The sequence below is a fragment of the Dyella kyungheensis genome, from assembly GCF_049913195.1.
GTDB classification, from domain to species: Bacteria; Pseudomonadota; Gammaproteobacteria; order Xanthomonadales; family Rhodanobacteraceae; genus Dyella; species Dyella kyungheensis.
Genome location: NZ_CP183983.1, coordinates 221611 through 246922, shown reverse-complemented (window position 1 = coordinate 246922; position 25312 = coordinate 221611). Strand labels below are relative to the sequence as shown.

Annotated in this window: 20 protein-coding genes; 10 read left to right on the top strand and 10 right to left on the bottom strand. The window is 65.0% G+C overall.

The window, feature by feature from the left end:
• Positions 1–33: 33 nt before the first annotated feature.
• Positions 34–789, top strand: coding sequence for a bifunctional demethylmenaquinone methyltransferase/2-methoxy-6-polyprenyl-1,4-benzoquinol methylase UbiE (ubiE, locus tag ACN9MB_RS01010; RefSeq protein WP_426270459.1), 756 nt, complete (start codon positions 34–36; stop codon positions 787–789).
• A gap of 80 nt (positions 790–869) precedes the next feature.
• Entirely contained in the window at positions 870–1529 is a 660-nt protein-coding gene (locus ACN9MB_RS01005; RefSeq protein WP_426270458.1) for a Pr6Pr family membrane protein, read from the top strand.
• Here the strand turns inward: ACN9MB_RS01005 and ACN9MB_RS01000 are convergent, their stop codons facing one another.
• From ACN9MB_RS01000 to ACN9MB_RS00990, 3 genes are read right to left on the bottom strand one after another with little or no spacing between them, the layout of a single operon-like run.
• Positions 1530–2213: a glutathione S-transferase N-terminal domain-containing protein gene (locus ACN9MB_RS01000; protein WP_204637902.1), complete on the bottom strand. Its 684-nt coding sequence runs from the start codon at positions 2211–2213 to the stop codon at positions 1530–1532.
• Between the two features lie 19 nt (positions 2214–2232).
• Entirely contained in the window at positions 2233–2529 is a 297-nt protein-coding gene (locus ACN9MB_RS00995) for a cupin domain-containing protein (protein WP_204637904.1), read from the bottom strand.
• Positions 2530–2533: 4 nt separating this feature from the next.
• A complete protein-coding gene (locus ACN9MB_RS00990; protein WP_204637906.1) occupies positions 2534–3454 on the bottom strand; it encodes a DMT family transporter in 921 nt (306 codons plus the stop codon).
• A 109-nt stretch (positions 3455–3563) separates the two neighbouring features.
• On the opposite strand from ACN9MB_RS00990, the gene ACN9MB_RS00985 reads away from it, so the two are divergent.
• Positions 3564–4073 carry an Lrp/AsnC family transcriptional regulator gene (locus ACN9MB_RS00985; RefSeq protein WP_204637908.1) on the top strand — a complete coding sequence of 170 codons (510 nt, stop codon included), beginning with the start codon at positions 3564–3566 and terminating at the stop codon, positions 4071–4073.
• A 37-nt stretch (positions 4074–4110) separates the two neighbouring features.
• Positions 4111–5562: a sensor domain-containing protein gene (locus ACN9MB_RS00980; RefSeq protein ID WP_239536213.1), complete on the top strand. Its 1452-nt coding sequence runs from the start codon at positions 4111–4113 to the stop codon at positions 5560–5562.
• Between the two features lie 257 nt (positions 5563–5819).
• On the opposite strand, the gene ACN9MB_RS00975 is transcribed toward ACN9MB_RS00980, so the two are convergent.
• The 5 genes from ACN9MB_RS00975 to glk (ACN9MB_RS00955) all read right to left on the bottom strand — a co-directional run bounded on the left by ACN9MB_RS00975 (position 5820) and on the right by glk (ACN9MB_RS00955) (position 15173).
• Positions 5820–6893 (bottom strand): acyltransferase family protein, encoded by a 1074-nt coding sequence (locus ACN9MB_RS00975; RefSeq protein ID WP_426270457.1) that lies wholly within the window; start codon positions 6891–6893, stop codon positions 5820–5822.
• On the bottom strand, positions 6890–9190 hold the full coding sequence (locus tag ACN9MB_RS00970) for a family 20 glycosylhydrolase (RefSeq protein ID WP_426270456.1): 2301 nt from the start codon (positions 9188–9190) through the stop codon (positions 6890–6892). The genes ACN9MB_RS00975 and ACN9MB_RS00970 overlap by 4 nt, the downstream gene beginning before the upstream one ends.
• A gap of 21 nt (positions 9191–9211) precedes the next feature.
• Complete coding sequence (locus ACN9MB_RS00965; RefSeq protein ID WP_426270455.1) at positions 9212–11143, bottom strand: glycoside hydrolase family 9 protein; 1932 nt, start codon at positions 11141–11143, stop codon at positions 9212–9214.
• A 101-nt stretch (positions 11144–11244) separates the two neighbouring features.
• Positions 11245–14067, bottom strand: a complete 2823-nt coding sequence (locus tag ACN9MB_RS00960) for a TonB-dependent receptor (protein ID WP_426270454.1) — start codon at positions 14065–14067, stop codon at positions 11245–11247.
• A gap of 134 nt (positions 14068–14201) precedes the next feature.
• Positions 14202–15173: a glucokinase gene (gene glk / locus ACN9MB_RS00955; protein WP_426271868.1), complete on the bottom strand. Its 972-nt coding sequence runs from the start codon at positions 15171–15173 to the stop codon at positions 14202–14204.
• 689 nt (positions 15174–15862) lie between these two features.
• Here glk (ACN9MB_RS00955) and pxpB point away from each other — a divergent pair.
• The 6 genes from pxpB to pcp are packed head-to-tail and all read left to right on the top strand — an operon-like array spanning position 15863 to position 20693.
• Complete coding sequence (pxpB, locus tag ACN9MB_RS00950; protein WP_426270453.1) at positions 15863–16579, top strand: 5-oxoprolinase subunit PxpB; 717 nt, start codon at positions 15863–15865, stop codon at positions 16577–16579.
• Positions 16576–17559: a 5-oxoprolinase/urea amidolyase family protein gene (locus tag ACN9MB_RS00945; protein WP_204637914.1), complete on the top strand. Its 984-nt coding sequence runs from the start codon at positions 16576–16578 to the stop codon at positions 17557–17559. The genes pxpB and ACN9MB_RS00945 overlap by 4 nt, the downstream gene beginning before the upstream one ends.
• The gene (locus ACN9MB_RS00940) at positions 17556–18347 is read left to right on the top strand and encodes a LamB/YcsF family protein (protein ID WP_426270452.1); all 792 of its coding nucleotides are present in this window, start codon (positions 17556–17558) and stop codon (positions 18345–18347) included. Before ACN9MB_RS00945 ends, ACN9MB_RS00940 begins: the two co-directional genes overlap by 4 nt.
• Entirely contained in the window at positions 18344–19039 is a 696-nt protein-coding gene (locus ACN9MB_RS00935; protein WP_426270451.1) for a DUF969 domain-containing protein, read from the top strand. The genes ACN9MB_RS00940 and ACN9MB_RS00935 overlap by 4 nt, the downstream gene beginning before the upstream one ends.
• A gap of 2 nt (positions 19040–19041) precedes the next feature.
• Positions 19042–20010 (top strand): 5-oxoproline transporter, DUF979 family subunit, encoded by a 969-nt coding sequence (locus tag ACN9MB_RS00930; RefSeq protein WP_426270450.1) that lies wholly within the window; start codon positions 19042–19044, stop codon positions 20008–20010.
• 29 nt (positions 20011–20039) lie between these two features.
• Positions 20040–20693: a pyroglutamyl-peptidase I gene (gene pcp, locus ACN9MB_RS00925; protein ID WP_204637918.1), complete on the top strand. Its 654-nt coding sequence runs from the start codon at positions 20040–20042 to the stop codon at positions 20691–20693.
• 230 nt (positions 20694–20923) lie between these two features.
• Here pcp and ACN9MB_RS00920 read toward each other — a convergent pair whose 3' ends face one another.
• Positions 20924–23695: a TonB-dependent receptor gene (locus tag ACN9MB_RS00920; RefSeq protein ID WP_426270449.1), complete on the bottom strand. Its 2772-nt coding sequence runs from the start codon at positions 23693–23695 to the stop codon at positions 20924–20926.
• Between the two features lie 95 nt (positions 23696–23790).
• Positions 23791–24876 carry a glucokinase gene (gene glk, locus ACN9MB_RS00915; protein WP_426270448.1) on the bottom strand — a complete coding sequence of 362 codons (1086 nt, stop codon included), beginning with the start codon at positions 24874–24876 and terminating at the stop codon, positions 23791–23793.
• Between the last annotated feature and the right edge of the window lie 436 nt (positions 24877–25312).

Below are 25312 nucleotides of genomic sequence, written 5' to 3'. Positions count from 1 at the left end.
GAAGCCACGCCCTCAATCCGCTACCATTACCCCATGAACGACCAGCAGCCCAAGACCACCCATTTCGGTTTCCGCGACGTCCCTGTCGCCGACAAGCAGAAACTCGTCGGCCAGGTGTTTACTTCGGTCGCGAGCAGCTACGACCTGATGAACGACCTGATGTCGTTCGGCATCCATCGCCTGTGGAAGCGCCATTTCGTCGCCGTCAGCGGCGTGCGCCGCGGCGATCGCGTGCTCGATCTGGCGGGCGGTACCGGCGATATCGCCGCGCTGCTCAAGCCGGTGGTGGGCGCCGAGGGCGAGATCATCGTGGGCGACATCAATGCCGCCATGCTCGGCGTGGGGCGAGACCGCATGACCGATCGCGGCCTCGTTTCGGGCCTGCGCTGGACCCAGCTCAACGCCGAGTGCCTGCCGTTTCCGGACAACAGCTTCGACGCCGTGACCATGGCCTTCGGCCTGCGCAACGTCACCGACAAGGACAAGGCGCTGGCCGACATCTGCCGCGTGCTCAAGCCGGGTGGCCGCGCGCTGGTGCTGGAATTCTCGCGCGTGCAAAGCGAGCTCTTCAGCAAGCTCTACGACTTCCATTCCTTCAAGGTGCTGCCCAAGCTCGGCCAGCTGTTCGCGGGCGATGCCGACAGCTACCAATATCTTGCCGAGTCGATCCGCAAGCATCCCGATCAGCAGACGCTGAAGGGCATGATGGAACGCGCCGGCTTCGGCCGCGTCGATGTGCGCAACCTAAGCAACGGCATCGTCGCCATCCATCGCGGCTACAAGTTCTGATGTCTGCCGCAGCCGCCATGCCTGCATGGACGGCTGCCACAGCGTGCTCGCGCGCAGCACTCTAGCCGCACGACCACACCATGACGCAACCCTATCGCCCACTCGCCCTGTTCGCCGCCCTGCTCGGCGGGTTCGGGCTGGCACTGCAGCTGTGGTTTTCGATCCGGATGACGGAAGCGAACGGCGGCACCGTGCTGGCGGGCGTGTGGCTGTTCCTCGGCTTCTACACCATCCTCAGCAACCTGCTGGTGGTCGGCGTACTCAGCGCGGCGGCAACGGGTTCGCGCGGCCCGCTCGGGATATTCCTCACCCGGCCCGGCGTGCAGACGGCGGCGGCGATGAGCATCGTGATCGTCAGCGCGATCTACAACGTGATGCTGCGCCAGTTGTGGAGTCCGTCCGGCTGGCTGCTGGTGGCCGACGTGATCGTGCACGACGCGATGCCGCTGCTCTACCTCGTGTACTGGTGGCTGGCCGTGCCCAAGGGCGCGCTACGCTGGTCGCAGGCGCTCGTGTGGCAGAGCTACCCGGCGGGCTATTTCCTCTATGTGCTGCTGCGTGGCGCGGCGAACGGCTGGTATCCCTATCCGTTTCTCGACGTGCGCGCGCTGGGTTACCTGCAGGTGCTGCTCGATGCGATCGGCGTACTGGCGGCCTTCATCGTGGTCGCTCTGCTGCTGGTGGCACTGGGACGATGGCAGGCGCGCCGACGGGCGCCTGCCGTTGCCGACATCGCCTGATCAGGCGACGCGAAGGTCTTCGACCACTTCACCGTACTGCTGTACTTCCGCCTCATGCGCGCGGTCGCGCCAGGGCTCGGCCAGCGCATCGACATACCATTGGCGCATCGCCGGCAGCTCCAGCATGCGTTGCACATACGCTGTTGCCGCACCTTGCAGGGGAAGGTCATAGGTCTGGACGCGGAACACCACCGGCGCAAAGAACGCGTCGACGGCCGTGAACGCATCGCCCGCGAGGAACGGACCGCCAAAGCGCGACAGGCCTTCGTTCCACAGTTCATTGATGCGGGCGACATCCGCCTTCAGCGCCGGGTTGAACTCATGCAAGCGCACGCGCACACCGCAGCTCATGCCGCACACGTTGCGCAGCGTGGCGAAACCCGCATGCATTTCGGCCGACGCGCAACGTGCCCAGGTGCGCGCAGCGGATTCGGATGGCCAGACGCCGGCGTGGCGTTCGGCGAGATACTCCATGATCGCCAGCGAATCCCACACGACGCTGTCGCCGTCATGCAGGCACGGCACGCGCCCGTTCGGCGAGAACAGGCGAAAGGCATCCCAGTTGGAGCCCTCGCCGAACACGTGAAGCTGTTCATCGAACGGGATGCCCAGCTGGGTCATCAGGACCCAGGGACGCAACGACCACGACGAGTAATGCTTGTTGGCGATGTAAAGCGTGGTCACGGCCGCTCCGCTGTGGCGATCAGGTGTCGATGATCAACAGCGTACCGCGACTGCCGCCCTCCACGCTGTGCGGCAGCCCTGCCGGAACCACGTACAACTCGCCCGCCTGCACAGGCAGCACCTGGCCGCGAATGCCAAGCAGCATCACGCCATCGAGCACGAGCAGGGCTTCGTCGTACTCGTGGACTTCTTCCGGGTAAGCCGCATCGTCCATGCGCAGCAGCTTCAGGCGTGCATCGCCGAACCGGGCGAGCACGCTCGACGACCACGCTTCCGGCAACTGTGCGGCAACGTCGACCAGACGGATCGGCATCATGGGCTCAGTGCTGTTTGGCTGGCGAGCCGACGACCGGCGCAGGCGACGCGGCGCGGCGACGTGCATTGGCAAGCACCACGCCACCGACGGTGATCACGCCACCCACCAGGGTAAGCAGCGTCGGCCGTTCGCCCAGCCAGACCCAGCCGATCAACACGGCGATGGGCGGCGAGAAATAGATGAAGCTGCTCACCTGCGAGGCTGGGGCGCGCTGCAACGCGGCGTTCCATGCGATGTAGCCGACGAAGGTGGGAGCGATGCCCAGCCACAGCAGCGCGCCGATGTGCGACGCCTGCGCGTGCATCAGCGCCTGCGGCAGATGCAGGCCAAACGGCAGGGCGGCCAACGTGCCGGCAAAGAAGGTGAAGCCGGTGACGCCGAGCATGCTGTTGCGGGTGAACAACGGCTTCTGGAACACGAAGAAGATCGAGCAGGCCACTACGCTCACCAACACCAGCGCAGCCATCGGTTCGATCTTCACATCCTTGCCGCTGGTGAGCACCACCAGCACCACGCCCACCAGCGCGATGGCCAGACCGGTCAGCGTGCGCGGCGACAACCGCTCACGCAGCCAGATGGCCGACAGGGCGGCCGTCGTCGCGGGTACCAGTGAGATCAGGATCGCCGCGGTGCCGCTGGCCACGCGGGTTTCGGCCGTGTTGAGGCACAAGTGGTACACGGTGAGGCCGATCACGCCGAGCAGCGTCAGTTGTGGCCAGTCGCGGCGCGCCGGCAGCGGCACCTTCTTCACCAGCAACAGAAGAGCGAAACACAGCGAGCCGATGGCCAGGCGCGCCAGCGCCACTTCGCCGGGGGTGAACGATGCCAGCGCATAGGCGATCGCCGCATAGGCCGACGACCAGGTGAGCAGGGCAATACCGATGAAAGCGAGCGCGCGCCCGTCGAGGCGATCCGGGGTAGGCATGGGAACGGTTTTCCGGTGGGGAATGTTGCGCATCGTAAGATCCGGCGCGTTTCGCTTGAATGATGAATCAGCGTAGGATGCAGATGTTTCGCCAACGATCGAAATGTCCATGAACGCACTCACCTTTGAATCGAAACCGATTTGGGACGCTACGGATTGGCTGCTGCTGGAGGCCCTCCAGCACGATGCCCGCCTGGGTTACGCCGAGCTGGGACGCAAGGTGAAGCTGTCCGCACCGGCCGTGGCCGAGCGGGTGAAGCGGCTGGAGGAAGCCGGCGTGATCTCCGGTTACCGGGCCGTGGTGAACCCGCGCAAGCTCGGTTACGAGATCGACGCGATGATCCGCCTGCGCTGCGATGGCGGCATCTGCGCCCGCGTGGGCGTGCTGGTGGCGGACATCCCGGAAGTGCTCGATTGCCGTCGCCTGGCCGGCGAGGACTCGGCCCTGCTGCGGGTGGTGGCGATGTCCATCCAGCATCTGGAAACCGTGCTGGACCGCCTGCTGAAGATCCATCCCAGCATCAGCACCACCACCCTGGTGGTCCTGCAGACGCCGCACGAGAACCGGCCGCTCACCCGCACCATGTGGAATGCTGCGCGGGCACTGTTCGACGACTGATCTTCGTTTCCAGGCCAGACGCGCAAGCCATCTCGGCATGCATCTTGCCTCACTGGGGGATACCGTCAGCATCGAGCCAGCCGTAGCCGTCCAGACGCCCATGGAAACCGCCCTGCTCAACAAGATCATGGATCTGATGTGGGACGCCATCTGTGTCGTGGACACGGAGGGGCGCTATGTTTTCGTCAGCGCCTCGTACGAGCGCATCTTCGGCTACACGCCGGAGGAAGTGCTGGGCCGGCGGATGATCGAACTGGTGCATCCGGACGACCGCGAAACCACCATGGCGGTGGCGGCGGCGATCATGGAGGGCCAGCCGCAGTCGCACTTCCAGAACCGCTACATCCGCAAGGACGGCTCGGTGGTGCACATCATGTGGTCGGCGCGCTGGTCCGAGGCCGACCAGGTGCGCATTGCGGTGGCGCGCGACATCACCGCGCTCAAACGCGCCGAATCGATGACCGCGGCGCTGCACGCCATTTCCGAAGCGGCGCACATGGCAGACAACCTGCCGGCGCTGTATGGAGAAATCCATCGCATCGTGGGTACGCTGCTGCCGGCGAACAATTTCTTCGTGGCGCTATACAACCCGTTGCACGGCGAGTTGAGCTTTCCCTACTTCGTCGACGAACGCGACAGCGCGCCGCCCACGCAGAGCCTCGATGCCGGCTCGCTGACCGCACAGCTCATCCGCAGCGGGCAGGCCTTGCTGGTTACACCGGGCGCGCCGTCCGATCCATCGCTGCCCGTGATCGGCAGTGATGCGCTGCACTGGCTGGGCGTACCGTTGTGCTCGCAGGGCTGCACGGTTGGTGCACTGGTGGTGCAGAGTTACGACGATGCCACGCGCTACACCGAGAGCGATAAGGAACTGCTGCAGTTCGTGTCCACCCAGGTGGCCGCCGCCATCGAGCGCAAGCAGGCGGAAGCCCGGCTTCACCATATTGCGCGCCACGATCCGCTCACCGATCTGGCCAACCGCGACCTGTTCCACCAGCAATTCGAGGCAGCGCTGGAGAACGTGTCGCGCTTCGGCGGCAATCTCGCGTTGCTTTATATCGACCTGGACAAGTTCAAGCAGGTGAACGACCGCTACGGCCACCACACCGGCGACCTGCTGTTGTGCGAAGTGGCGCAGCGCATCCGTGGCCACCTGCGCGAAGGTGATGTGGTGGGCCGCATGGGTGGCGACGAATTCGTGGTGCTGCTGTGCCGGCTGCAATCGGTGGCCGACAGCGTCCAGGTGGCGGAAAAACTGCGGGCCGCGATCAACCGGCCATTCGAGCTGGCCGACCGCACATTGCACGCATCGACCAGCGTGGGCGTAGCGACCTATCCGCTGCATGGGCACTCGTCGCGCGACCTCACCCGTGCGGCCGACGCGGCGATGTACCAGGTCAAGCAAGATGGCGGCAATCGCGTGCGCGTGGCAATGCCTGCCGATCAGGCTGAGGACGGCGAGCGCTCTGGCTCGGGTTCACCGCACTGAGATGCCCTAGAGCAGCCGGCTATCTGGTGTGGGAGCGCACCCTGTGCGCGACAACCTGACGGAGCGAGGACGACGAGGCGCCCGTCGCGCACAGGGTGCGCTCCCACAGAGGGCGTCTTCGTTTTTTGGTACTTGATCCGCTGCTGCTAATTGTGGGAGCGCACTTGTGCGCGACAACCTGACGGAGCGGCGCACCGGACGTTGCGGTCGCGCGCAAGCGCGCTCCCACAAAAGAAAACGCCGGCACGCCCGCCAGTTCAGAGCTTGAGGTAGATCTTCTTTCGATCCATGGCGTAGACGATCACCCACCAGAACGCCACGAACGCAACGGCAAACGTGACCGAGGCCACGTACGGGCCGGCAACCGGCGTGATCCAGCGACCGAAGGTGTACTGGTAGAACGGCTCGAGGATGCCCAGGCCCAGCAGCAGGATCTGCATCAGCTCGGAACCCGCATAGGCCGCCACAGCATTCACGCCAAAGCGTCGCCCGATGGCCGGCCAACCGCGCTGGTCGATCAGCACGTGGAACAGCAGCAGCGCGAGCGTCGCCCAACCGGCCGTCCACAGCACGAACGACGAGCTCCAAAGATTCTTGTTGAACGGGAATACCAGCGACGAGGCGAAGCCCAGCAGCAACCACGCGATGCCGGACAGCGCCAGCGCCTTGATGTTCTTCTCGCGCAACCACTGGCCGGCACGCACGCCGAGCAGGCTGGTGGCGAGCGAGGGCAGACATCCGAGCAGCCCTTCCGGATCGTGACCGAGACCGCTGACCGGATCGATCTGGTAGACGGTACGACCGAAGACGGCGAAGTCAGTGCGACTGACGATATTGACGAAGGGTTCCAGCGAACCTCCCGCCAACAGCAACACCCAATACCCCAACAGCAGCACGGCGATGGTGATCCATTGCAGACGCGGCCTGGTGTAGATCGCGAACGCCGCCGCTCCCGCGAAACACACGCCGATGCGCTGCAACACACCAGGGAAACGCAGATGCGCCTGCGGCATGATCCACCACGCCAGCAGATTGATCGCCACGCCCAGCAGCAGGATGCGCAGGCCGCGCATCAACGCCGCGCGCATCAGCAGCCCCTTGTCGCCGCCCTGCTCCACCCGTGGACCGACGGCGAGCGCAATGGACACGCCCACCACGAACAGGAAGAACGGGAACACCAGGTCGGTCGGCGTGCAACCGTGCCACTGGGCGTGCTCCAGCGGCCAGTACACGTGATCCCAGTCGCCCGGATCGTTGACCAGCAACATCAGGGCGACGGTGCACCCGCGCAACGCATCGACCGAAGCCAGGCGACGAAGCGCGGTACTCATGGTGCCGGTTTGTCGGCCGGCACCAGCGTCACCGCGCCTACGCCGTAGATGGGTCCGGTGATCGGCGAGGTGAACACCAGACACAGGTCATGCGTGCCCGCCTGTTTGGCCAGGTCGCCCTTGAGGGTGAACGTCGCCGGCTGATCGGTAGGCAACGGCAGCGAGGCAAGTTGTTTGCCCTTGCAGCTGTCCATGCGCACCACCAGTTCGCCCTGCGGCGTGGCCGACGGGTACGCCTTCACCAGCTTGGCCTCATGCGCCAGCGCGTAGTTGCGCGGCAAGCTGGCGGTCTCCACCCGAATGGCGGCGATGCCGTCCAGCTTGGCCGCGCGATACAGGCGGCAGTTGTCGAACACATTGATCAGATACGTGGGCGCCATGCTGGTGGCATCGGGCGTGGGCTGCACGCGCAGGCGGAAGTCGCTGCCCGGACAATTCTCCAGCTCGCCGGTGCTGCGCGTGCGCAGCGACGGAAGATCGAGCACGCGCGTGCGTGCCTCAGCCAGCGGCGTGCCATCGGCGGCCAGCGCCACGGCCTTGATCGTGGTGGGCAGCTTCACCGTGAAGGGACGCACGTACAGCGGCGAAGACGCATCCGGTTCGCGGCCGTCGGTGGTGTAGTGCAGGCTGCCGACTTTGGCCTGGTTCGACAACTTCACGTTGGCCTGCCCGCTGCTGATGGCGACATTGCGGTCCGTGTCGATGGACGCAGCGAACGCACTGTCGGCGTATGCGATGTCCTGCACGCGATAGCGCGCCAACTGGGACGGCATGCGGTCGAGGAAGCCGCGCCAGTCGTGTTCCTTCGTCGGCGTCCAGGCCGCTTCGGACAACGCCGCTATGCGCGGGAACACGTTGTGCTGAACATGCCGCATGGTCGGCATATGCTCGGTCCACAGGTTGGCCTGCATGCCGAGCACGTGTTTCGCCTGTGCCGCGCTCAGCGCCTTCGGTACCGCCTCGAAGTCGTAATAGCTCTGCAGCGACATCGACGGCAGGCGGCCGGTGGTCTCGTCCGGGAGATCGCTCTGCATCTGGTCGAGATACAGCTGCGGCGCCGGCGACAGCACCACGTCGTGACCCAGCTTCGCCGCATCGATGGCACCCTGCGTGCCACGCCACGACATCACCGTGGCGCTCGCGGGCACGCCGCCTTCGAGGATTTCATCCCAGCCGATCAGGCGGCGATCGTGGGCAGCGAGGTACTTCCCCATCTGATCGATGAACCAGCTCTGCATCGCATCTTCGCTCTTGATGCCGAGCGCCTTCATGCGCGCCTGCACAGCGGCGGAAGCCTTCCACTGGTCTTTCACCGCTTCATCGCCGCCCACATGGATATAGGTGGACGGGAACAACGCCATCACTTCGTCGAGCACGTTCTGCAGGAACTGCAAGGTGTGATCGTCGACGTTGTAGAGGTAGGGATTCACGCCCCAGTCCACCGACACCGGCGGTCGCGTGCCGGTGACGCCCAGTTCCGGATACGAGGCCACCGCTGCCTGCGCATGGCCAGGCATGTCGATCTCCGGTACCACCCTGATATGACGTTCGGTGGCATAGGCCACGATGGCCTTGATGTCGTCCTGCGTATAGAAGCCGCCGTAGCGCGCCGGCTGCGGTTGCTTGCCGACCGTGGGCGGCGTACGCCAGGCACCGATGCGGGTGAGTTCGGGATAGCGCTTGATCTCGATGCGCCAGCCCTGGTCATCCGTGAGATGCCAATGCAGCGTGTTGAGTTTGTGCTGCGCCATCTGGTCGATGACGCTGCGCACTTCGGCCGGCGTCCAGAAATGACGCGCGGAGTCCAGCATCATGCCGCGCCAGGCAAAGCGTGGTTCGTCGCGGATATGCACCGGCTCCACGCGCACGTCGCCGCTTCCTTGCGATGGCGTGAGCAGCTGCCATGCGGTAACGGCGCCGTAGAACAGGCCGGCTTCGTCGCGCGCGGTGATGCGGATACCCTGCGGCGTCACGTCCAGCGCATAGCCTTCCGCGTTGGCAACGGGCGCCTGCGGATCGCGCTTCAGCACGATGGCGCCGTCGTCGGGCGCACCCGTTTTCACGGCGAGCTGCAAGTGGCGGGTATGCGCTGTGAGCGAGGCGAGGTACTCGGCCGTGCGGCGAGCATCCGCGTCACCGCTGTCGACCACGATGGGCGTCTGCGCCGTGACCGTGAACCCTTGGCCATTGACGCTCAACTGCGCCGGCATCGGGATCAGGTTCACGGGCGTGGCGCCGTGGGCAAAGGCGGTGAGCCCACACAGGGCTATGGCCAACACACAAGAAGTTTTCTTCATCATTCGTCTCATCATGCGACGTCAATCATGGGGAAGGCTGATGGCGAACAGATACCACGCATCGTGCGGTATCCACTGTTCGGTCCAGCGCCAGTCTTCATCCTTGCCGGTCTGAGCGTAACCGAGATCGAAGGCGATGCCCTCGTCGTCGGTCAGGCCCGAAGTGATGCCGTTGATGATCGCGCCCGGCGCATTGGTGTAGGCGTACGAGTCGAAGAACATGTACGGCGCGTTGTTGTGGCCGCTACCCATCAACATGCTGCTGTCGTATGGATTGCGGCCGAGGATCCAGTGCAGCTGGTTCCATGCATAGGCCTGCAATTTCGTTCGGAAAGCCTGGTCGCCGGCGCCGGTGTAAAGTGGCGCGGCCATGCGTGCTGCTGCGGCCAGTGAGGCGATGCGTGCATTCTCGCCCTGCCACCACGGCGCCGCTTCGGTGTCGTGCGGGAAGAAGAATGCGGTACGCACGCGACCATCGCCACCACGCACGAGTTGTCGCGCATAGCCGAACGGATTGCTGACCTCGCCGGTGACGGCCAACTCGGCTTCGAGAGAGCGCTTCACCACCTCGCGCACCTTTGCCTGGCGCTTCGCATCGGCGATACCGGCGTACTCCACCAACGCGACGACCGGCAGGCCGGCGTCCGAGGGATGGAAGAACGGACGCGTGCCATCGTCCGCGCGCCAGTAGTCGCGGTGGCCGTCATGCGTGATCAGACGCGCCAGCAAGCGCTCCGCCCGTGCGTCCGCCGCGTTGCGCCATACCTCGTCATGGGTGGTGCGGTACAGCTCCACCGCGGCGAGCAGGGCGCAATAGTCGTCGGTGATGTTGTCCTTGCCGTCGTTGGTCAGCTCGCGGTTGTGAGCATCGAGGAAGCGGTAGGCATCCTCGGCGGCCTTGAGATAATCCTTGGCGGTGAAATCGCCGTCCACGCCCGTGCGCGCGGCGAGCGCGAGCGCGGCGATGGCCATGCCGCCACCGGCGCGGAAGCTCGCCTCGTAGGCATGCGGGCCGTGTGCCGGCTGTTCGACGTGCTCGGTGTGATCGCCCGGCTTGAGTTTGATCTGCGTGCGCCAGTTCGGATCGCCGATGCGCCGGTCCTGCGGCAGCTTGCCGGCACCGGGCGCATCGATGGATTGATAGAACGAGCCGTCCGGGCGCTTGTCGCGCACCAGGAAATCGGCGCCGAACAAACCTTCGTCGAGCAGGCGACGGTCGTACTCGCGAAAATTCTTGTCGTTGCGCGCTTCCAGCTGTTGCCAGGTGCGCAACAGGCTCCAGGCGGCGAGCGGCAACTGCTGGGTGTTGAAGTAGCTGGTCGGATTCTGGTGCGACAGGTGGATGCCGTAGTCGCCCGTGGCGTCGTACCAGCCACCGTGGATATCGAGCGTGCCCGGCGTGCCGTCGGGATGCGCAAGATGGGTATCGGCCTTGTCCAGCAAGCCGCTGGAGCGTTGGCCCTTGAAGTAGTAGACGACGTTGGAGAGCGTGTTTCGCTCAAGCACGTTGTCCTGGATGTCGAACACGGATGAACGCAGATCTTTTGTGGGAGCGCACTGGTGCGCGACATTCCCACCTGGCGAAGGCGACGCGGCGTTGCTGTCGCGCACCAGTGCGCTCCCACAAGGTTGCGTCTTATCCTGGCTGGTCTGCGTTACGTCCACGTAGTAGCGGCCGGGCGTACGCACGCTGCTGAAGTCGGCCAATGCGTAACTGCCGTTCCACCGCGCAATACCCGCCGAGGCGGAAAGCGTGCCCTCGAACACCACGTTGCCGGTATCGGCATTCACCAGTCGAAACGACGGCGGCGATGCGCTCACGACATCCATCACGATGGCCTGCTTGACTGCGTCGGTGTCGTAACCGACCTGGTCCACCAGCACCTTCCCTCCCGACGCCAGCGCACCGGGCGCAACCAGCACCGCGACGATCATCGCAAGACATTGCTTCATGCCATCGGCTCCCGCAGGTTCTTGGAACGACGTTCGAGACCCCGAAGAAAAATCGGGCCCGGCAAGTGTGCCGGGCCCGTTGGCGGGGAGGAAGCCTTAAGTTAGATCTTGAAGCGAAGGTTCACGTAGTACTGGCGGCCATTCACGTAGAACGCGTAGGGCTGCTTGCCGTAGTTCGGGCTGAGCGTGTAGTACTTCAGCTTCGGGTTGTTGAGGTTCATGGCGTCCAGGGTGAGCGACATCCACGAGTTGATGTTGTAGCCGAACGAGGCCGCCAGGTTGCCGATGCCATCCTGGTAGAACGTATCGGTGCGGCTCACGCCGGCATAGAACGACGAACGGTAGGTGTAGCTGATGCGGGCGTTGAACATCTGGTTCTCGAAGTAACCGGAGACGTTGAACGTGTTCTTCGAAGTGCCCTGCAACGGCTTGCCGTCTTCCGCCGAACCGCTGGCGTAGGTGTAGTTGGTCTGCACGCCGAAGTAGTCGCCGATCGGCTGGATGTAGTTCAGCTCCACACCCTTCACGTGACCGTCGACGTTGGTCGGCACGCTGACCTGGTACGTCGCGAACACATCGCGGCCGGCGGTGTTGCTGGCCTGCTGGTCCTTGAACTGGATGTTCTGGTTGCCGAAGTTGATGTAGTCGCTCAGCTGCATGTCGTACACGCCGGCCGAGACCAGGCCGCGCGGAGCGAAATACCACTCCAGCGCTGCGTCGAAGTTGGTCGAGATGAGCGGCTTCAGCTGCGGATTGCCACCGGTGCCGGTGTGCGTGAGGTCATCCAGCGAGTACGAACCGGCCAGCGCCGAGTAGTCCGGGCGGGTCATGGTCTGCGAGGCGGCGAAGCGTGCCAGCAGGTCGTCGGTCAGGTTGAACTTGAAGTTGAAGCTCGGCAGCAGCTTGTCGTAGCTGTGCTTATAGGTGTTGGCGTAATAGTTGCCAAACGCGGAACCGGTGATCGGACCGGCCACGGTGAAGTCGGACACCGCGCTGGAGTTGTAGTTGATGTCTTCCTTGGTATAGACGTAACGGAAGCCCGCGTTGGCGCTCCAGCGTTCGCCCGAGAAGTTGGCCTGCAGGTAGGCCGCCGTGTCCTTCTCGTTGACCTTGTAGATGTTCTGCCAGTTGAAGCGGGCCACCGGATCGCGGTTGGCAAACTGCGCATTGAACGCCGCGAGATCACCCGGGCTGTAGTACCAGGCCGGACCGGGGCCGTTCACGCCCAGATCGCTGTTGAAGCTGCTCGGATAGTTCTTCCAGCTGGTCGGGTAGTTGGCCGGATTCTGCCAATCGCCGGTGGGACCCTGGCCGATGTCGGTCTTGTTCTCACGCGTGTGATCGGAATAGCGAATGCCGAAGTCCAGCGTGCTCAGCGAGATCGGCGAGCTGTCGAACGCGTATTCGCCGTCGGCCTGGAAGAAGTTTTCCTTGTCCTTCACGTGGATGTTCTGGTCGCCGAAGATCCAGCCGGCGGACGGAACGATGCCCGACGGCGTGGTGTTGTCGCCGCCGATCGACCAGTTGGTCGGATTGCCGGTGCCGCGCATGCCCCAGCCCGCGCCGGCGCCCAGGCCGAAGCCCAGCTCGCTGACGTTCTGCTCGTCGCTGTTGCCCTTGCCTTCGGTGGTGCCGACCTGGCCGGTGAAGGTCAGGTGGTCGGTGGCGCGCCATTCGGCGTCGAGCGTGGTGAACGCGGAAGACGACGAAGCGCCCGGACGCGAGATCTGGTCGTACACGCCGTAGGGCGTATCAGCGCAGAGGATGGCCGGTGCGGTGGCGGTGGCGGGCGTGCAGACGTCGGTCGGCGACGGCTTGCCGAAGTTCGCGTTGGTGAGGACGTTGCCCTTCACCTGGTAGCCCGGCTGCAGCTGCGCGCCGCTGGCGACGAACTTGCTCGTCCACAGCATGTAGTTGCGGTTGAAGTTGTCCGCTTCCAGCTTCGAGTAGAAGCTGTTGAGGTTCAAGGTCAGGTTGTCGAGCGGCTTCCATTCGATGTCGATGGTGCCGCCCTTGCGGGTGCGCGTCTGCGTGAACAGGGTCTGGCCGACCAGGTTCGGATAGTACTTGCCGGCCAGTTCCGGGTGCGCCACGGCAATCGCGTCGGTCGCGCCGATCTGGCCGTAACCGCCCACGATTTCCTGGCCGTCGCGCTGCAGGCTGCGCTTCTCATAGAAGCCCTGCACCATCACGCCGAAGCTGTTGTCGTCGTTCTTCCAGTTGGCCAATGCATTGAACTGCGGCTTGGTGTTGCCCGGGAGGTCAGCGTACACGCCACCCACCGAAGCCTGCGCGGTGAACGGCTTGGCGAACTCCAGCGGCTTGCGCGTGGTGATGTCGACGGTGCCGGCGCTGCCGCCTTCCTGCAGCTTGGCTTCGGAGGTCTTGTGCACGACCACTTCGCTGACGATTTCCGACGGCAGCAGGCTGTAGCTCACGCTGCGGCCGACGGTCTGCACCTGGCTCAGCACGAACCAGTCGCCGGTGCCCACGGTGTGACCGTTGACGAGCGTCTGCGTCATGCTCGGGTTGGTGCCACGCAGGCTCACGCGATCGTTTTCGTCGAAGCCGCCTTCGCTGGCGCTGGACGAGCTGATGTTGATGCCGGGCAGGCGCTGCAGCGTGTCGGCCACGTTCTTGGCCGGCAGCTTGCCGATGTCTTCGGCGGTGATCACTTCGATATGCGAGTCGGCAGCCTTCTTCAGGTTCAGCGACTCGGCTTCCGAATCGCGGATACCGACCACGGTGACCGTGCCAAGCTCTTTGGCCTTGGCCCTGTCGGCGGCGGTCTGTGCTGCAGTGTCCTGGCCCGACGCGGCCGGGCCGGACTGCGGCGCAGGCGTGTTGTCGGCGGCATAGAGCGAACCGGACAGACAGAGTCCGGCGATGATGCTGGCGGATAGCAGAGTCTTGCGGTGTGACATGGTGTCCTCCCCTCGAAGGCGTTTTCTGCAGCGGATGTTGTGGGTCGTCCGGCTGCGGCGTGGCTGTCTGGGCGTGTGCCCGGTTCAGTGCAACGGTGTGGTGCTAAGTCGGTGTTTCGGTTTTCCCGCGGTCTTTACGTGCGTCCGTCCAGGTACAAGCCGGCCGCACCAATCACACCGTGCTGGCCGTGCTCCATCAGTCGTACGGGAACCTGTTGCAGGAAGGCGCGCATCACGCCTTTGTTGAAAAAACGCTGGCGGAAAGTGCTCGCAAGCAGCACCTCGCGGATCTGCGGAAGAATTCCGCCGGCCAGAAACACGCCGCCGCGTGCGCCATACAGCAGGCACAGGTCGCCCACGAAGCTGCCGAGCAAACCGCAGAACACATCCAGGGCTTCCACGGCCGCTTCGTCGCTGCGCTCCAGCGCCGACTGCGTCACCTGGCTCGGCAGGGTCAGCACCGGCGCCTGGTCGCGCAGCGTGCACAGCGCGCGATAGAGGTTGAGCAAGCCGGGACCCGACAGCGCGTGTTCGAACGACACATAGGCGCGATCGCGCGACAGCGTGCGAAGAATCTCGATCTCGCGTTCGTTGCCCGGCGCCAGCGCGATCTGGCCCGCTTCGGTGGCCAGCACGGTGGCGTGCGGCTTGCCCGGCAACAGCACCGCCGAACCCAGCCCGGTACCCGGACCCATCACCAGCACCGGACCTTCGGCGGGCGGTGCCTCGCTTTCGATCACCGCGGTGGTGTCGGCCTGGCTGAGGAACTGGGTGGCGTAGGCCACCGCTTCGAAATCGTTGACGACCGCGAGTTGCTCGATGCCCAGGCTGTCGCGGATATCGCGGATGGAGACCGGCCAGGGCAAGTTGTCGTTGACGATGGCGTCGCCCAGCACATAGCCGGCACTGGCCACCGCGCAGCGATTGACGTGCACGCTGTGATCGAGCTGGCCCACGAAGTCCTGCAGCACGGCAGTGAGGCTCGGCCAGTCGGCACACGCATAGCGGTGGTACTGCAGCACCGTCACCGGACGCGTGCCGTCCGGATCGCGGCTGACCAGCCCGATGCGAGCGTGCGTTCCTCCGACATCGGCAGCGAGAAACATGGCTTCTTGCGCCAAGAACTCACGTGCGCTGTGGGTGATCCCTTCGATCACTTGCGATTCCCTCGTCATCCTGATGTCACGTTCTTGTGAACCGACCCTCTTTGACCGGAGTCTGGGTAATGGTTGACAACGTTGTCAACAATCCGCCGCGAAGTTCGCGGAGAGACCTATGCGGCAGGGCAACATCCACCCTGAATCGGCTCCGCCGGGCCTCTCCGATATACATGCATAAATACATATCTATCAGCAGCTTGTTTGCATTTTTGGCGCCCAGAAAGGTTTCTCGCAGTGCGCCATCACGGCACCTGTGGCGCCTGACTCAGACGGGCCATTTCCGACTCAAAATGGGGGGATTCTCGGCCTCGTTTTGGTTGTCGCGGCAGTTGAAACCGCATCCATTTGACAACGTTGCGAAGCGGGCGGATCGCAGGAGCACACGACGCAAGTTCCCGGAACCGGCACTCGTCCGGCACATGAAGCTGCGCCACGTGCATCGCAAAGGCGTGCGATAGCACGGTGATTTTCAGTGCGGCCTTGCGATCGTCGCCGCCGATTCAACGCCGCTCCGAAACTGTCGCGGTGCAAGTCGGCAAATCCGGTCTGTTCTGCAACACTTCGCGGGTGACTCATCCCCGCCCACGAAACGCACGTCTGTCGATGCCCTCCAGCGAGTTCGGGAAGCTGTGCGCGTGACCTTTGCACTGGCCGACCTACCGATCGAAGCACTGGCCGAGGACGCGTGGCTGTTGCGCTTCGGCGACACGATCGACACCGCCGTGAACGACCGCGTGCACGCCGCCGCCGCGCGATTGCAGGCGAATCTTGGCGGCGTGGAATGCGTGCCGGCCTATGCCAGCCTGTTGCTGCGTTTCGATGTGGCGCAATGGCTGGGCGACGATGGCCTCTTCAGCGCCGAACGCCTGCGCGCAGCGATCGCTGCGGCGTGGGATGCGGGCTCATCGACCGGGAAGACGCCGCGCGAAGTGAGCATCCCCGTCTGCTATGGCGGCGATGCGGGCGCGGATCTGCACGAAGTCGCGGCGCATGCGGGCATGTCGGCAGACGAGGTGGTCAGGCGCCATGTAGCGGCGCTCTATCGCGTCGCCATGCTGGGTTTTGCGCCGGGATTCCCCTATCTGCTGGGCCTGGACCACGCGCTCGCCGTGCCGCGCCGAAGCCATCCGCGCATCCGCGTGCCCGCCGGCAGCGTTGCCATCGGCGGGCAGCAGACGGGCATCTACCCGCAGGCGCTGCCCGGCGGCTGGCATCTGATTGGCCGCACGCCGGTGTGCCTGTTCGATCTCGCCGCCGCCTCGCCTTCCCTGCTCCAGCCGGGCGACCACGTGCGCTTTCGCGCCATCGACGAACGCGAGTACGAACGGCTTGCCGCGAGTGCAGGACTGTGAGCATCGAGGTCATCAAGCCCGGACTGCTCACCAGCCTGCAGGATGCAGGGCGTCGCGGTTATGCCCAACTCGGGTTGGGCCGCGCCGGCGCGGTGGACGAACCCTCCATGCAGCTGGCCAATGCCCTGGTCGGCAACGCGGGCGACGAAGCGGTGCTGGAGATCACGCTGGCCGGACCCACCCTGCGCTTTCAGCAGGACGCCGTGGTGGCGCTGACCGGCGGGCTTATCGAAGGTCGCGTGGAGGGCCAGGCGCTGCCCGCGTGGACCTCCTGTTTCCTTCCTGCCGGCAGCGTGCTTCGCCTGGGCGGCATGCGTCATGGTTGCCGCAGCTATCTGGCCGTGCGCGGCGGTTTCGATTGCACGCCGGTGCTGGGTAGCCGCAGCACCGACCTGCATGCGGGCGTGGGCCCGCTGCAAGGCAAGGCCGTGCAGGCCGGCGACATGCTCGCCATCGGCGAACACGCTGCCGCCCCCTGGTTCCAGTCCACGCAGGGCATGCAAGCGCTGCGCTGGGGACTCGATCCGCAACCGTGGCTCGACTATGAGCGCGCACCGCTCGCGCTGCTGCGCGGCCATCATGCGGATGCGCTGGACGAGGCCTCGCAACGCGCGCTGTTCTCACAGCGCTTCATGCTCAGCAAGGACAGCAACCGTACCGGCTGCCGTCTGGATGGCGCCCCGCTGCAGCTGCGCCAGTCGCTGGAATTGATCTCCGAAGCGACCTTGCCCGGCACCCTGCAACTGCCACCCTCCGGCCAGCCCATCCTGTTGCTGGCCGAAGCGCCGGTGACCGGCGGCTATCCGCGCATCGGCCAACTCGCCGCGGTGGATCTGCCGCGTCTCGCGCAGCGGCGGCCGGGCGATACCGTATCCTTCCGCGAGACCACCCTGGACGAGGCCTTGCAACGCCTCGGCGAACGGGAGGCCGCGCTGCGACGCCTGCTACAACGCATCGAACAACGTCTGGAATCCGCATGAAGAGTGCCACCGCCAAGACCATCGACATCAACAGCGACCTGGGCGAATCCTATGGCGCATGGCGCATGGGCGACGATGCCGCGCTGCTGGCCATCGTCAGCTCCGCCAATATCGCCTGCGGTTTCCACGGCGGCGATCCGGACATCATGCGCGGCACCGTGGCGCTGGCCGTGCAGCATGACGTGGCGATCGGTGCGCATGTCTCGCTGCCCGACCTGCAAGGCTTCGGTCGACGCGAGATGGCGGTGACGCCGAACGAAGCCTACGCCATGACGCTTTATCAGATCGGCGCGCTGCAGGCCTTCGCGCAGGCGGCGGGCACGCGCCTGTGCCACGTGAAGCCGCACGGCGCGCTGTACAACATGGCGGCACGCGACGCGAAACTGGCCGCGGCGATTGCCCGTGCCGTGCGCGATTTCGATCCGTCGTTGCGCTTGTTCGGATTGGCCAACTCGGCGCTGATCGATGCCGGCATCGCCGCCGGCATTCCGGTCGCTGCCGAAGCCTTTGCGGATCGCCGCTACCGATCCGACGGCTCGCTGCAGCCCCGACGCGAGCCCGATGCGGTGATCCAGGAAAGCGACGAGGCGATCGCGCAGGCCATGGCGATGGCCCGCGAAGGCCAGGTTCGCGCGGTCGACGGCAGCATCGTCGCGCTGCAGGCCGACACCTTGTGCGTGCACGGCGACGGCGAGCACGCCGTCGCCTTCGCCCGCCAGCTGCGGGCCGCGCTGGAGGCCGCCGGCATCGCCATCGCCGCCCCGCACACCACGGAGGCGCGCGCATGAATTACTGGCCGCTGCTCGGCGTCGCGGTCATCGTCATCGGCTTTGCACTGCGCTTCAATGCGGTTCCCGTGGTGGTTTGTGCGGCGCTGGTCAGCGGCTTGCTGGCCGGCCTGCATCCACCCGAGCTGCTCGCGCTGCTGGGCAAGAGCTTCGTGTCCTCGCGCATGCTGATGCTGTTCGTGCTCACCCTGCCCGCCATCGGGCTGCTCGAACATGCCGGCTTGCGCGAGCATGCGCAGCAATGGATGGCGCGATTGCGCGGCATGACGCTGGCGCGGCTGCTGATCGGTTATCTGCTGGTGCGCGAAGTGCTCGCCATGTTCGGTCTCACCGGCGTGGCCGGCGCCGCGCAGACCGTGCGTCCCTTGCTCGCGCCGATGAGCGAAGCGGCTGCCGAGAAGATCCATCCGGGTTTGAACGACGCCGAGCGCGACGAAGTGCGCGCCGTCGCTGCCGCCACCGACAACATCGGCCGCTTCTTCGGCGAGGACGTGTTCATCGCGCTGGGTGCGGTGCTGTTGATCCAGGGCTTCTATGCGCAGCACGGCATCGACCTCTCGCCGTTGTCGATTGCCCTGTGGGCACTGCCCACCGCCATGGTCGCCTTTGTGATCCAGTCGGTGCGCGTGTGGCTGTTCCAGCGTCGCCTGCAACGACGCGCGCAAGCCAGCCGTCGCGAGCAGGAAGCCTGAGCATGCTACGTATCGAATATGCGTACTGGCTGATTGCCGCCTTCCTGTTCTACACCGCATGGCGCAATGCGCGCGACCGCCAGCTGGCGCGCGCGACATTCTGGGTCCTGCTCGGCCTGCTCTTCGTCGGCGGCGACGCCGTGTTGGCGCAGCAGAAGGCCGGCAACGCGCTGCCGTCGCAGATCGCCGGCTGCATGGTCATTGCACTGGCACTGCTTGCGCCCCGCCTGCGACGCCAGGCGCATCCGGAAACCGCGAGCGCTTCCGCGCGGCTTGCCTCGGCCATCCGCCTTGGCCACAAGCTGTTCGTGCCGGCCTTGCTGATTCCGCTGGTGACCTTGCTGGTCGCCTTGATGGGAGAACATCTCTCGATCGGCGGCCACGCGCTGTTCGCCAAGCCGCAGATGACCTTGACCGGACTCGCACTAGCCTGCGTCATTGCAGTATTTGCCGCTGCGCGCGTGGCGCAGGCGCCGCTTCATCAAGGCCTGTCGGAAGGTCGCCGCCTGCTCGATGCCATCGGCTGGGCGGCGCTGTTGCCGCTGCTGCTGGCCGCGCTGGGCGAAGTGTTCACGCAGAGCGGCGTCGGCGCCGCCATCTCGGCATTGGCACAGATGATCCTGCCGGAAGGCAATGCCTTCCTCTGCCTGCTGGTGTTCGCGCTGGGCATGGTGTTGTTCACCGTGATCATGGGCAATGCGTTTGCCGCGTTCCCGGTGATGATGGCCGGCATCGGCCTGCCGCTGCTGGTGCATCGCTACGGTGCGAGCCCGGCCATCCTGGGTTCCATGGGCATGCTGTGCGGCTATTGCGGCACGCTGCTCACGCCGATGGCCGCCGACTACAACCTGGTGCCGGCCGCCTTGCTGGAACTGCGCAATCCTTACGGCGTGATCCGCGCGCAGGCATGGAGCGCCGCCGGCATCTTCGTCGCCACCTTCCTGATCATGTGGGCGCTGGTGTTCCGCTGACCGCGCCGCACGACCCGAGCATTGCAACCATGACTTCCCAACCGCGCATCCTCCTGACCGGCTTCACTCCCTTCGGCAACGAGGACATCAACCCCTCGTGGGAGGCGGTGCGCGAACTCGACGGTAAGCACATCGGCGGTCATCGCGTGGTAACACGCCTGCTGCCGACCATCTTCGCCGACTCGCAACGCGAGCTGGCGCTGGCCGTGGATGAGGTCGAGCCAGCCATCCTGCTTGGCGTGGGCCAGGCCGGTGGACGCAGTCGCGTCTCGCTGGAACGCGTGGCGATCAACGTGCAGGACGCGCGCATCGCGGACAACGCGGGCGCACAACCCATCGACGCAGCCATCGTCGCCGACGGCCCTGCCGCTTACTTCAGCACGCTGCCGATCAAGTCGATGCTGAAGGCCTTGCTCGCCGAAGGTCTGCCTGCCGAAGTGTCGAACACCGCGGGCACGTTCGTATGCAACCACGTGGCCTACCTGATGCTGCATCTGGCCGCGCAACACCATCACCTGCGGGCGGGCTTCATCCATATCCCTTACCTGCCTTCGCAGGCCGCTCGCTTTCCGAATGCGCCGAGCATGAGCCAACACGATGTGGTTCGCGCGTTGTCCATCGCACTGCGCGTGGCTGCCACGCAGCACACCGACGAGCGTTTCGGCGCCGGTACGCTCGACTAAGCACAACGCACCAGGGCAACGCCGCCCGCCCGTCATTCCGGCGCAGGCCGGAATCCAGTGGCGGTGCATCGCGATTTTCGCGACACAAAAGACGAAGACCTCACTGCCAGCGCGATAACCGGAACGGACCGCTACTGGATTCCGGCGTGCGCCGGGATGACGAATCCGCGCATAAAAAGAGGGCCTGGCAAGACGCCAGGCCCTTAGCGGGGAGTTGCTTTTAATCAGGATCAGAACTTGAAGTTGGCCTTGAGCATGTACTGGCGGCCGGTCACGTACTCGTTCGCCAGCTGCGTCTTGCTGCCCAGGTACGCGTAGTACTTGGAGTTCAGCAGATTGAGCATGTTGAGGGTGACCGAGAAGTTCTGGTTGATCTGGTAACCCAGCGTCGCGTCCAGTTCCTTGAAGCCGTCGATATAGGTCGGCGCGGCACCGGCCACGTAACCACCGGCGAGGTAGCTGGAACGGTAGCTGTAGGCCAGGCTCGCGCTGTACGGGCCTTCTTCGTAGTACGGGGCCACCGTGTACGAGTTCTTGGAGTTGTACGGGAGGGCACCGCCGCTCTTGGTGTTGGCGTCCGAGTACGTGTAGTTGGCACGCAGACCGAAGCCGTAGCCATACGCCTGCTGGTAGCTGATCGTGCCGCCCTTGACGGTGGCGCGGCCGCCATCTTCCGGCGCGGAGACGCTGTAGTTGCAGATGCCTGCCGTGGTGCACTGGCCCGAAGCGACCAGCGACTGGCCGGTCAGGCCATCGGCGAAGCCCGGCAGCGTCCACGAACCATTGACGCGTTCCTGGAAGGTGGCCTTGTTGACGATGTAGTTGAGCACGTTCTTGTAGAAGAACGACACAGCCACCATCGACTGCGGGTTGAAGTACCACTCGGCCGAACCGTCCCAGTTGACGGCGCGGTACGGGTTGACGTTCGGGTTGCCGGCCGAGGCCGTCAGCACCGTGTCGTTGGCGGCGAAGTACGGCGCCATCTGGTTGTACGGCGCGTACGCGATGGTCTCCGAACCCGCGCCGCGCAGGATGATGTCCGGCGTGACGTTGTAGGCGATGTTGAACGACGGCAGCCAGTCGTTGTGCGTGCTCTTCTGCGTGATGTAACCGAAGCCGCTCGGGAAGTCGCAGCCCCAGACGTCCGCCGTGGCGCACGGTGCGGGGATCACCCAACCGCTGCTGGTGTTCTGGGTGTGCACGAAGCGCGCGCCGATGTTGCCATGCAGGTTGTCGTTGCCGAAGTTGGCCTGCAGGTAACCCGCCGTGTTCTGCTGCTGGATGGCGAAGGTGTTGTCCCAGTACGAGTTGGGATCCTGCACCGTGCCGAAGCCCGGGCTGTTCTGGATGGCATCGAAGATGGCCTGCGCGCCAGCGGTCTGCACGTGCTGGACCATGCTCTGGCTCAGGCCAAGATCCTTGGAACCGGACAGGTCGGTCAGGCCGCCGAAGCCGATCTGGCTGAGCGTGAGCGTCTGCGCGCCGGTGAACACGTTGAGGGTCTGGCTTTCCCAGTGCGAGGCGTAACGCGCGCCGACACTGATGGAGTTGAGGAAACCGTCGAAGTCCTTGGTGAAATCGAGCTGACCGTAAGTGTCCTTGGCCTTGTAGAGCTCCTTGCCCAGGTTGCCTGCCCAGCCGTTGTCGGCCCAGTAGTTGGGGTCGTTGGCGGTGGAGGGATCGTCGAACTGCGCGCCCTTGTTCAGCGACCAGCTGTAGCCGCCGCCGTAGAAGATCTCCTTCACCGCCTGTTCCATCGGGTTGCGCGAGACGCTCACGCCGGCCTGGCCGCTCAGGCGCCAGCCGTCACCCTTGTACTCGCCCGACAGGTCCACACCCTTGGTGGTGATGACCGACTTGCGTGCGTTGTTGTCGGTATAGGTGTGCGCGGTGCTGGCGCAGGCGAGGTCGTTGACACACGGCGTACCGGCCTGGGTGCCGCCGGTGATGATGCCGTTGGGGCCTTCGGTCAGCGAGGTGATGCCGGCCGGCGAATTGGCCGCCCACGGATACATCGACTGGTTGACGTTGCTGAGGTTGTCGCGCGCGTACATCAGGCCCAGGTTGAAGCCCAGGTTTTCGGTCGGCTTCCACTGGATGTTGCTGGTGACGCTGTCGCGCTTCTCGGTCTGCTCGAAGTTGGCCGCGTTGACTTCCTGCGGCACCAGGTCCGAGCCCTTGATCTTGCCGGCGGCAATCTCGTTCTGCAGCGCCGCGTTGCCGGTAGCCAACGAGGACACCGTGGAATAGCCGAACACTTCCATGCCTTCGCGGTTCTGGAACTGCTCGTAGTGCTGGGCCGATACGTCGACGCCGAAGGTCTTGTCGTCGTTATGCCAGCTGTAGAACACCGAGCCCGACGGACGGCTGCTCTCGACCATGTCGTTGTAGTTCACGCCGAACGAACCGGTCAGCGTATTGGACGGCACGTCCAGCGGCTTGATCGTGTGCATGATGATGGTGCCGCCAAGCGCGCCTTCCGCCAGGCGGGCTTCCGGGCTCTTGTAGATCTCGAGGTTGCCGATCACTTCCGGCGCGAGCAGCGAGAAGTTGAAGCCGCGGTTCGGCGCGTCGTCGTACAGCCATACCGCCTGCGCCACCGGGTGACCATCGAGCAGCGTGAGGTTGAGGCTGGGATCCATGCCGTTGATGCTGACGCGCTGGGTCGCGCCGAACTGGCGATCGAGCGTGACGCCCGGAACCTGGGCCAGGGCTTCGGCCACGTTGCTGGCGGGGAACTTGCCGATGTCTTCGGCGGTGATCGCATCGACGATGGCGTCGGCATTGCGCTTGGTGTCCATCGACGCCTGCAGGCTCGCGCGGATACCTGTAACGGTGACGGTTTCCAGCTGCTTGGCCTTGGCCTGGTCAGCGGTGGCCTGGTCGGACGACGACTGGGCGGCCGGGCCGCTGGTCTTGGTCGCGTCCTGCGCGTGGATGGAGCCAACCAAACACAGGCCGGCGATGATGCTGGCTGCTAGCAGAGTCTTGCGGTGTGACATGAGATCCTCCCCTCGAAGGCGTTTCTGCAGCGGGCGCTGTGGGACGTCCGGCTGCGGCGTGGCTAGTGGGCTTGCGCCCGGTTAGTTGATGGGTCCTACCTGGTTACTGCGCTCTCCCCGGCGCGAGAGCCCGCGAAGGCGCTTGAGCCGTCTTGCAAATCCAGAAACAGCCCGGCCGCACCGATCACACCGTGCTGGCCGTGCTCCATCAGTCGTACGGGAACCTGTTGCAGGAAGGCGCGCATCACGCCCTTGTTGAAAAAGCGCTGGCGGAAACTGCTGGCCAGCAGCACCTCGCGGATCTGCGGAAGAATTCCGCCGGCCAGGAACACGCCGCCGCGGGCGCCATACAGCAGGCATAGATCGCCCACGAAGCTGCCGAGCAAACCGCAGAACACATCCAGGGCTTCCACGGCCGCTTCGTCGCTGCGCTCCAGCGCCGACTGCGTCACCTGGCTGGGCAGCGTGAGCACCGGGACCTGGCCGCGCAGCGTGCACAGCGCGCGATAGAGGTTGAGCAAGCCGGGACCCGACAGCGCGTGTTCGAACGACACATAGGCGCGATCGCGCGACAGCGTGCGAAGAATCTCGATCTCGCGTTCGTTGCCCGGCGCCAGCGCGATCTGGCCCGCTTCGGTGGCCAGCACGGTGGCGTGCGGCTTGCCCGGCAACAGCACCGCCGAACCCAGCCCGGTACCCGGACCCATCACCAGCACCGGACCGTCGGCGGGCGGTGCCTCGCTTTCGATCACCGCGGTGGTGTCGGCCTGGCTGAGGAACTGGGTGGCATAGGCCACCGCTTCGAAATCGTTGACGACGGCGAGCTGTTCGATGCCCAGGCTGTCGCGGATATCGCGGATGGAGACCGGCCAGGGCAAGTTGTCGTTGACGATGGCGTCGCCCAGCACATAGCCGGCACTGGCCACCGCGCAGCGATTGACGTGCACGCTGTGATCGAGCTGGCCCACGAAGTCCTGCAGCACGGCGGTGAGGCTCGGCCAGTCGGCACACGCATAGCGGTGGTACTGCAGCACCGTCACCGGACGCGTGCCGTCCGGATCGCGGCTGACCAGCCCGATGCGGGCGTGCGTTCCGCCGACGTCGGCGGCGAGAAACGCCCCCGACGGGAGCGGCAGCCGACGCGCCTCCAGACTGTGGTTACTGCTTTGCGCCACCGTCATCCCCTCGTCATTCCTGTGTCGCATTGCCCTGCCTGCGACCCGATTTTGACCCGAGTCTTGACTCGCATGACAACGTTGTCAACAGACCGTTTTTTCATGCGAAACAAGGGTTTGGCGCAGGCCAGCAATCGCAGCAAATGACGCCCTCAACGCAAGATCATGATGCGGTGCAACACCATGTAAACAAAGCATTTTTTAACTAACGTGAGGCGCTGCCTCGGGGCCATATCACCCCTATTGCGACGCAGCACGAGGGTGCCCGAACGCGATCCTTGCGATCCCCGCTTCGTGCACCTTTGGATGGCTCACTCGTGTCAGAATTTGACAACGTTACGCATAGCGTCGATAAACGCTCATCTCTCCCTCTGTTTCACAGCGAGGGAGGGGCTTTGAGGGGGAATCGGACCTGTGCTGGTCCATCGTTCAGCGGCCATCC

What these genes read in the sequence shown, in the direction of transcription:
- pcp (WP_204637918.1), top strand. Translation starts at nt 20,040, where the DNA reads ATGACTTCCCAACCGCGCATCCTCCTGACCGGCTTCACTCCCTTCGGC.
- ACN9MB_RS01005 (WP_426270458.1), top strand. Translation starts at nt 870, where the DNA reads ATGACGCAACCCTATCGCCCACTCGCCCTGTTCGCCGCCCTGCTCGGC.
- ACN9MB_RS00940 (WP_426270452.1), top strand. Translation starts at nt 17,556, where the DNA reads ATGAAGAGTGCCACCGCCAAGACCATCGACATCAACAGCGACCTGGGC.
- ACN9MB_RS00930 (WP_426270450.1), top strand. Translation starts at nt 19,042, where the DNA reads ATGCTACGTATCGAATATGCGTACTGGCTGATTGCCGCCTTCCTGTTC.
- ACN9MB_RS00960 (WP_426270454.1), bottom strand. Translation starts at nt 14,067, where the DNA reads ATGTCACACCGCAAGACTCTGCTATCCGCCAGCATCATCGCCGGACTC.
- ACN9MB_RS00975 (WP_426270457.1), bottom strand. Translation starts at nt 6,893, where the DNA reads ATGAGTACCGCGCTTCGTCGCCTGGCTTCGGTCGATGCGTTGCGCGGG.
- glk (WP_426270448.1), bottom strand. Translation starts at nt 24,876, where the DNA reads ATGACGGTGGCGCAAAGCAGTAACCACAGTCTGGAGGCGCGTCGGCTG.
- ACN9MB_RS00970 (WP_426270456.1), bottom strand. Translation starts at nt 9,190, where the DNA reads ATGAAGAAAACTTCTTGTGTGTTGGCCATAGCCCTGTGTGGGCTCACC.
- ACN9MB_RS00980 (WP_239536213.1), top strand. Translation starts at nt 4,111, where the DNA reads ATGCATCTTGCCTCACTGGGGGATACCGTCAGCATCGAGCCAGCCGTA.
- ACN9MB_RS00965 (WP_426270455.1), bottom strand. Translation starts at nt 11,143, where the DNA reads ATGAAGCAATGTCTTGCGATGATCGTCGCGGTGCTGGTTGCGCCCGGT.
- ACN9MB_RS00935 (WP_426270451.1), top strand. Translation starts at nt 18,344, where the DNA reads ATGAATTACTGGCCGCTGCTCGGCGTCGCGGTCATCGTCATCGGCTTT.
- ACN9MB_RS00995 (WP_204637904.1), bottom strand. Translation starts at nt 2,529, where the DNA reads ATGATGCCGATCCGTCTGGTCGACGTTGCCGCACAGTTGCCGGAAGCG.
- ACN9MB_RS00990 (WP_204637906.1), bottom strand. Translation starts at nt 3,454, where the DNA reads ATGCCTACCCCGGATCGCCTCGACGGGCGCGCGCTCGCTTTCATCGGT.
- ubiE (WP_426270459.1), top strand. Translation starts at nt 34, where the DNA reads ATGAACGACCAGCAGCCCAAGACCACCCATTTCGGTTTCCGCGACGTC.
- glk (WP_426271868.1), bottom strand. Translation starts at nt 15,173, where the DNA reads ATGTTTCTCGCTGCCGATGTCGGAGGAACGCACGCTCGCATCGGGCTG.
- ACN9MB_RS00920 (WP_426270449.1), bottom strand. Translation starts at nt 23,695, where the DNA reads ATGTCACACCGCAAGACTCTGCTAGCAGCCAGCATCATCGCCGGCCTG.
- ACN9MB_RS00985 (WP_204637908.1), top strand. Translation starts at nt 3,564, where the DNA reads ATGAACGCACTCACCTTTGAATCGAAACCGATTTGGGACGCTACGGAT.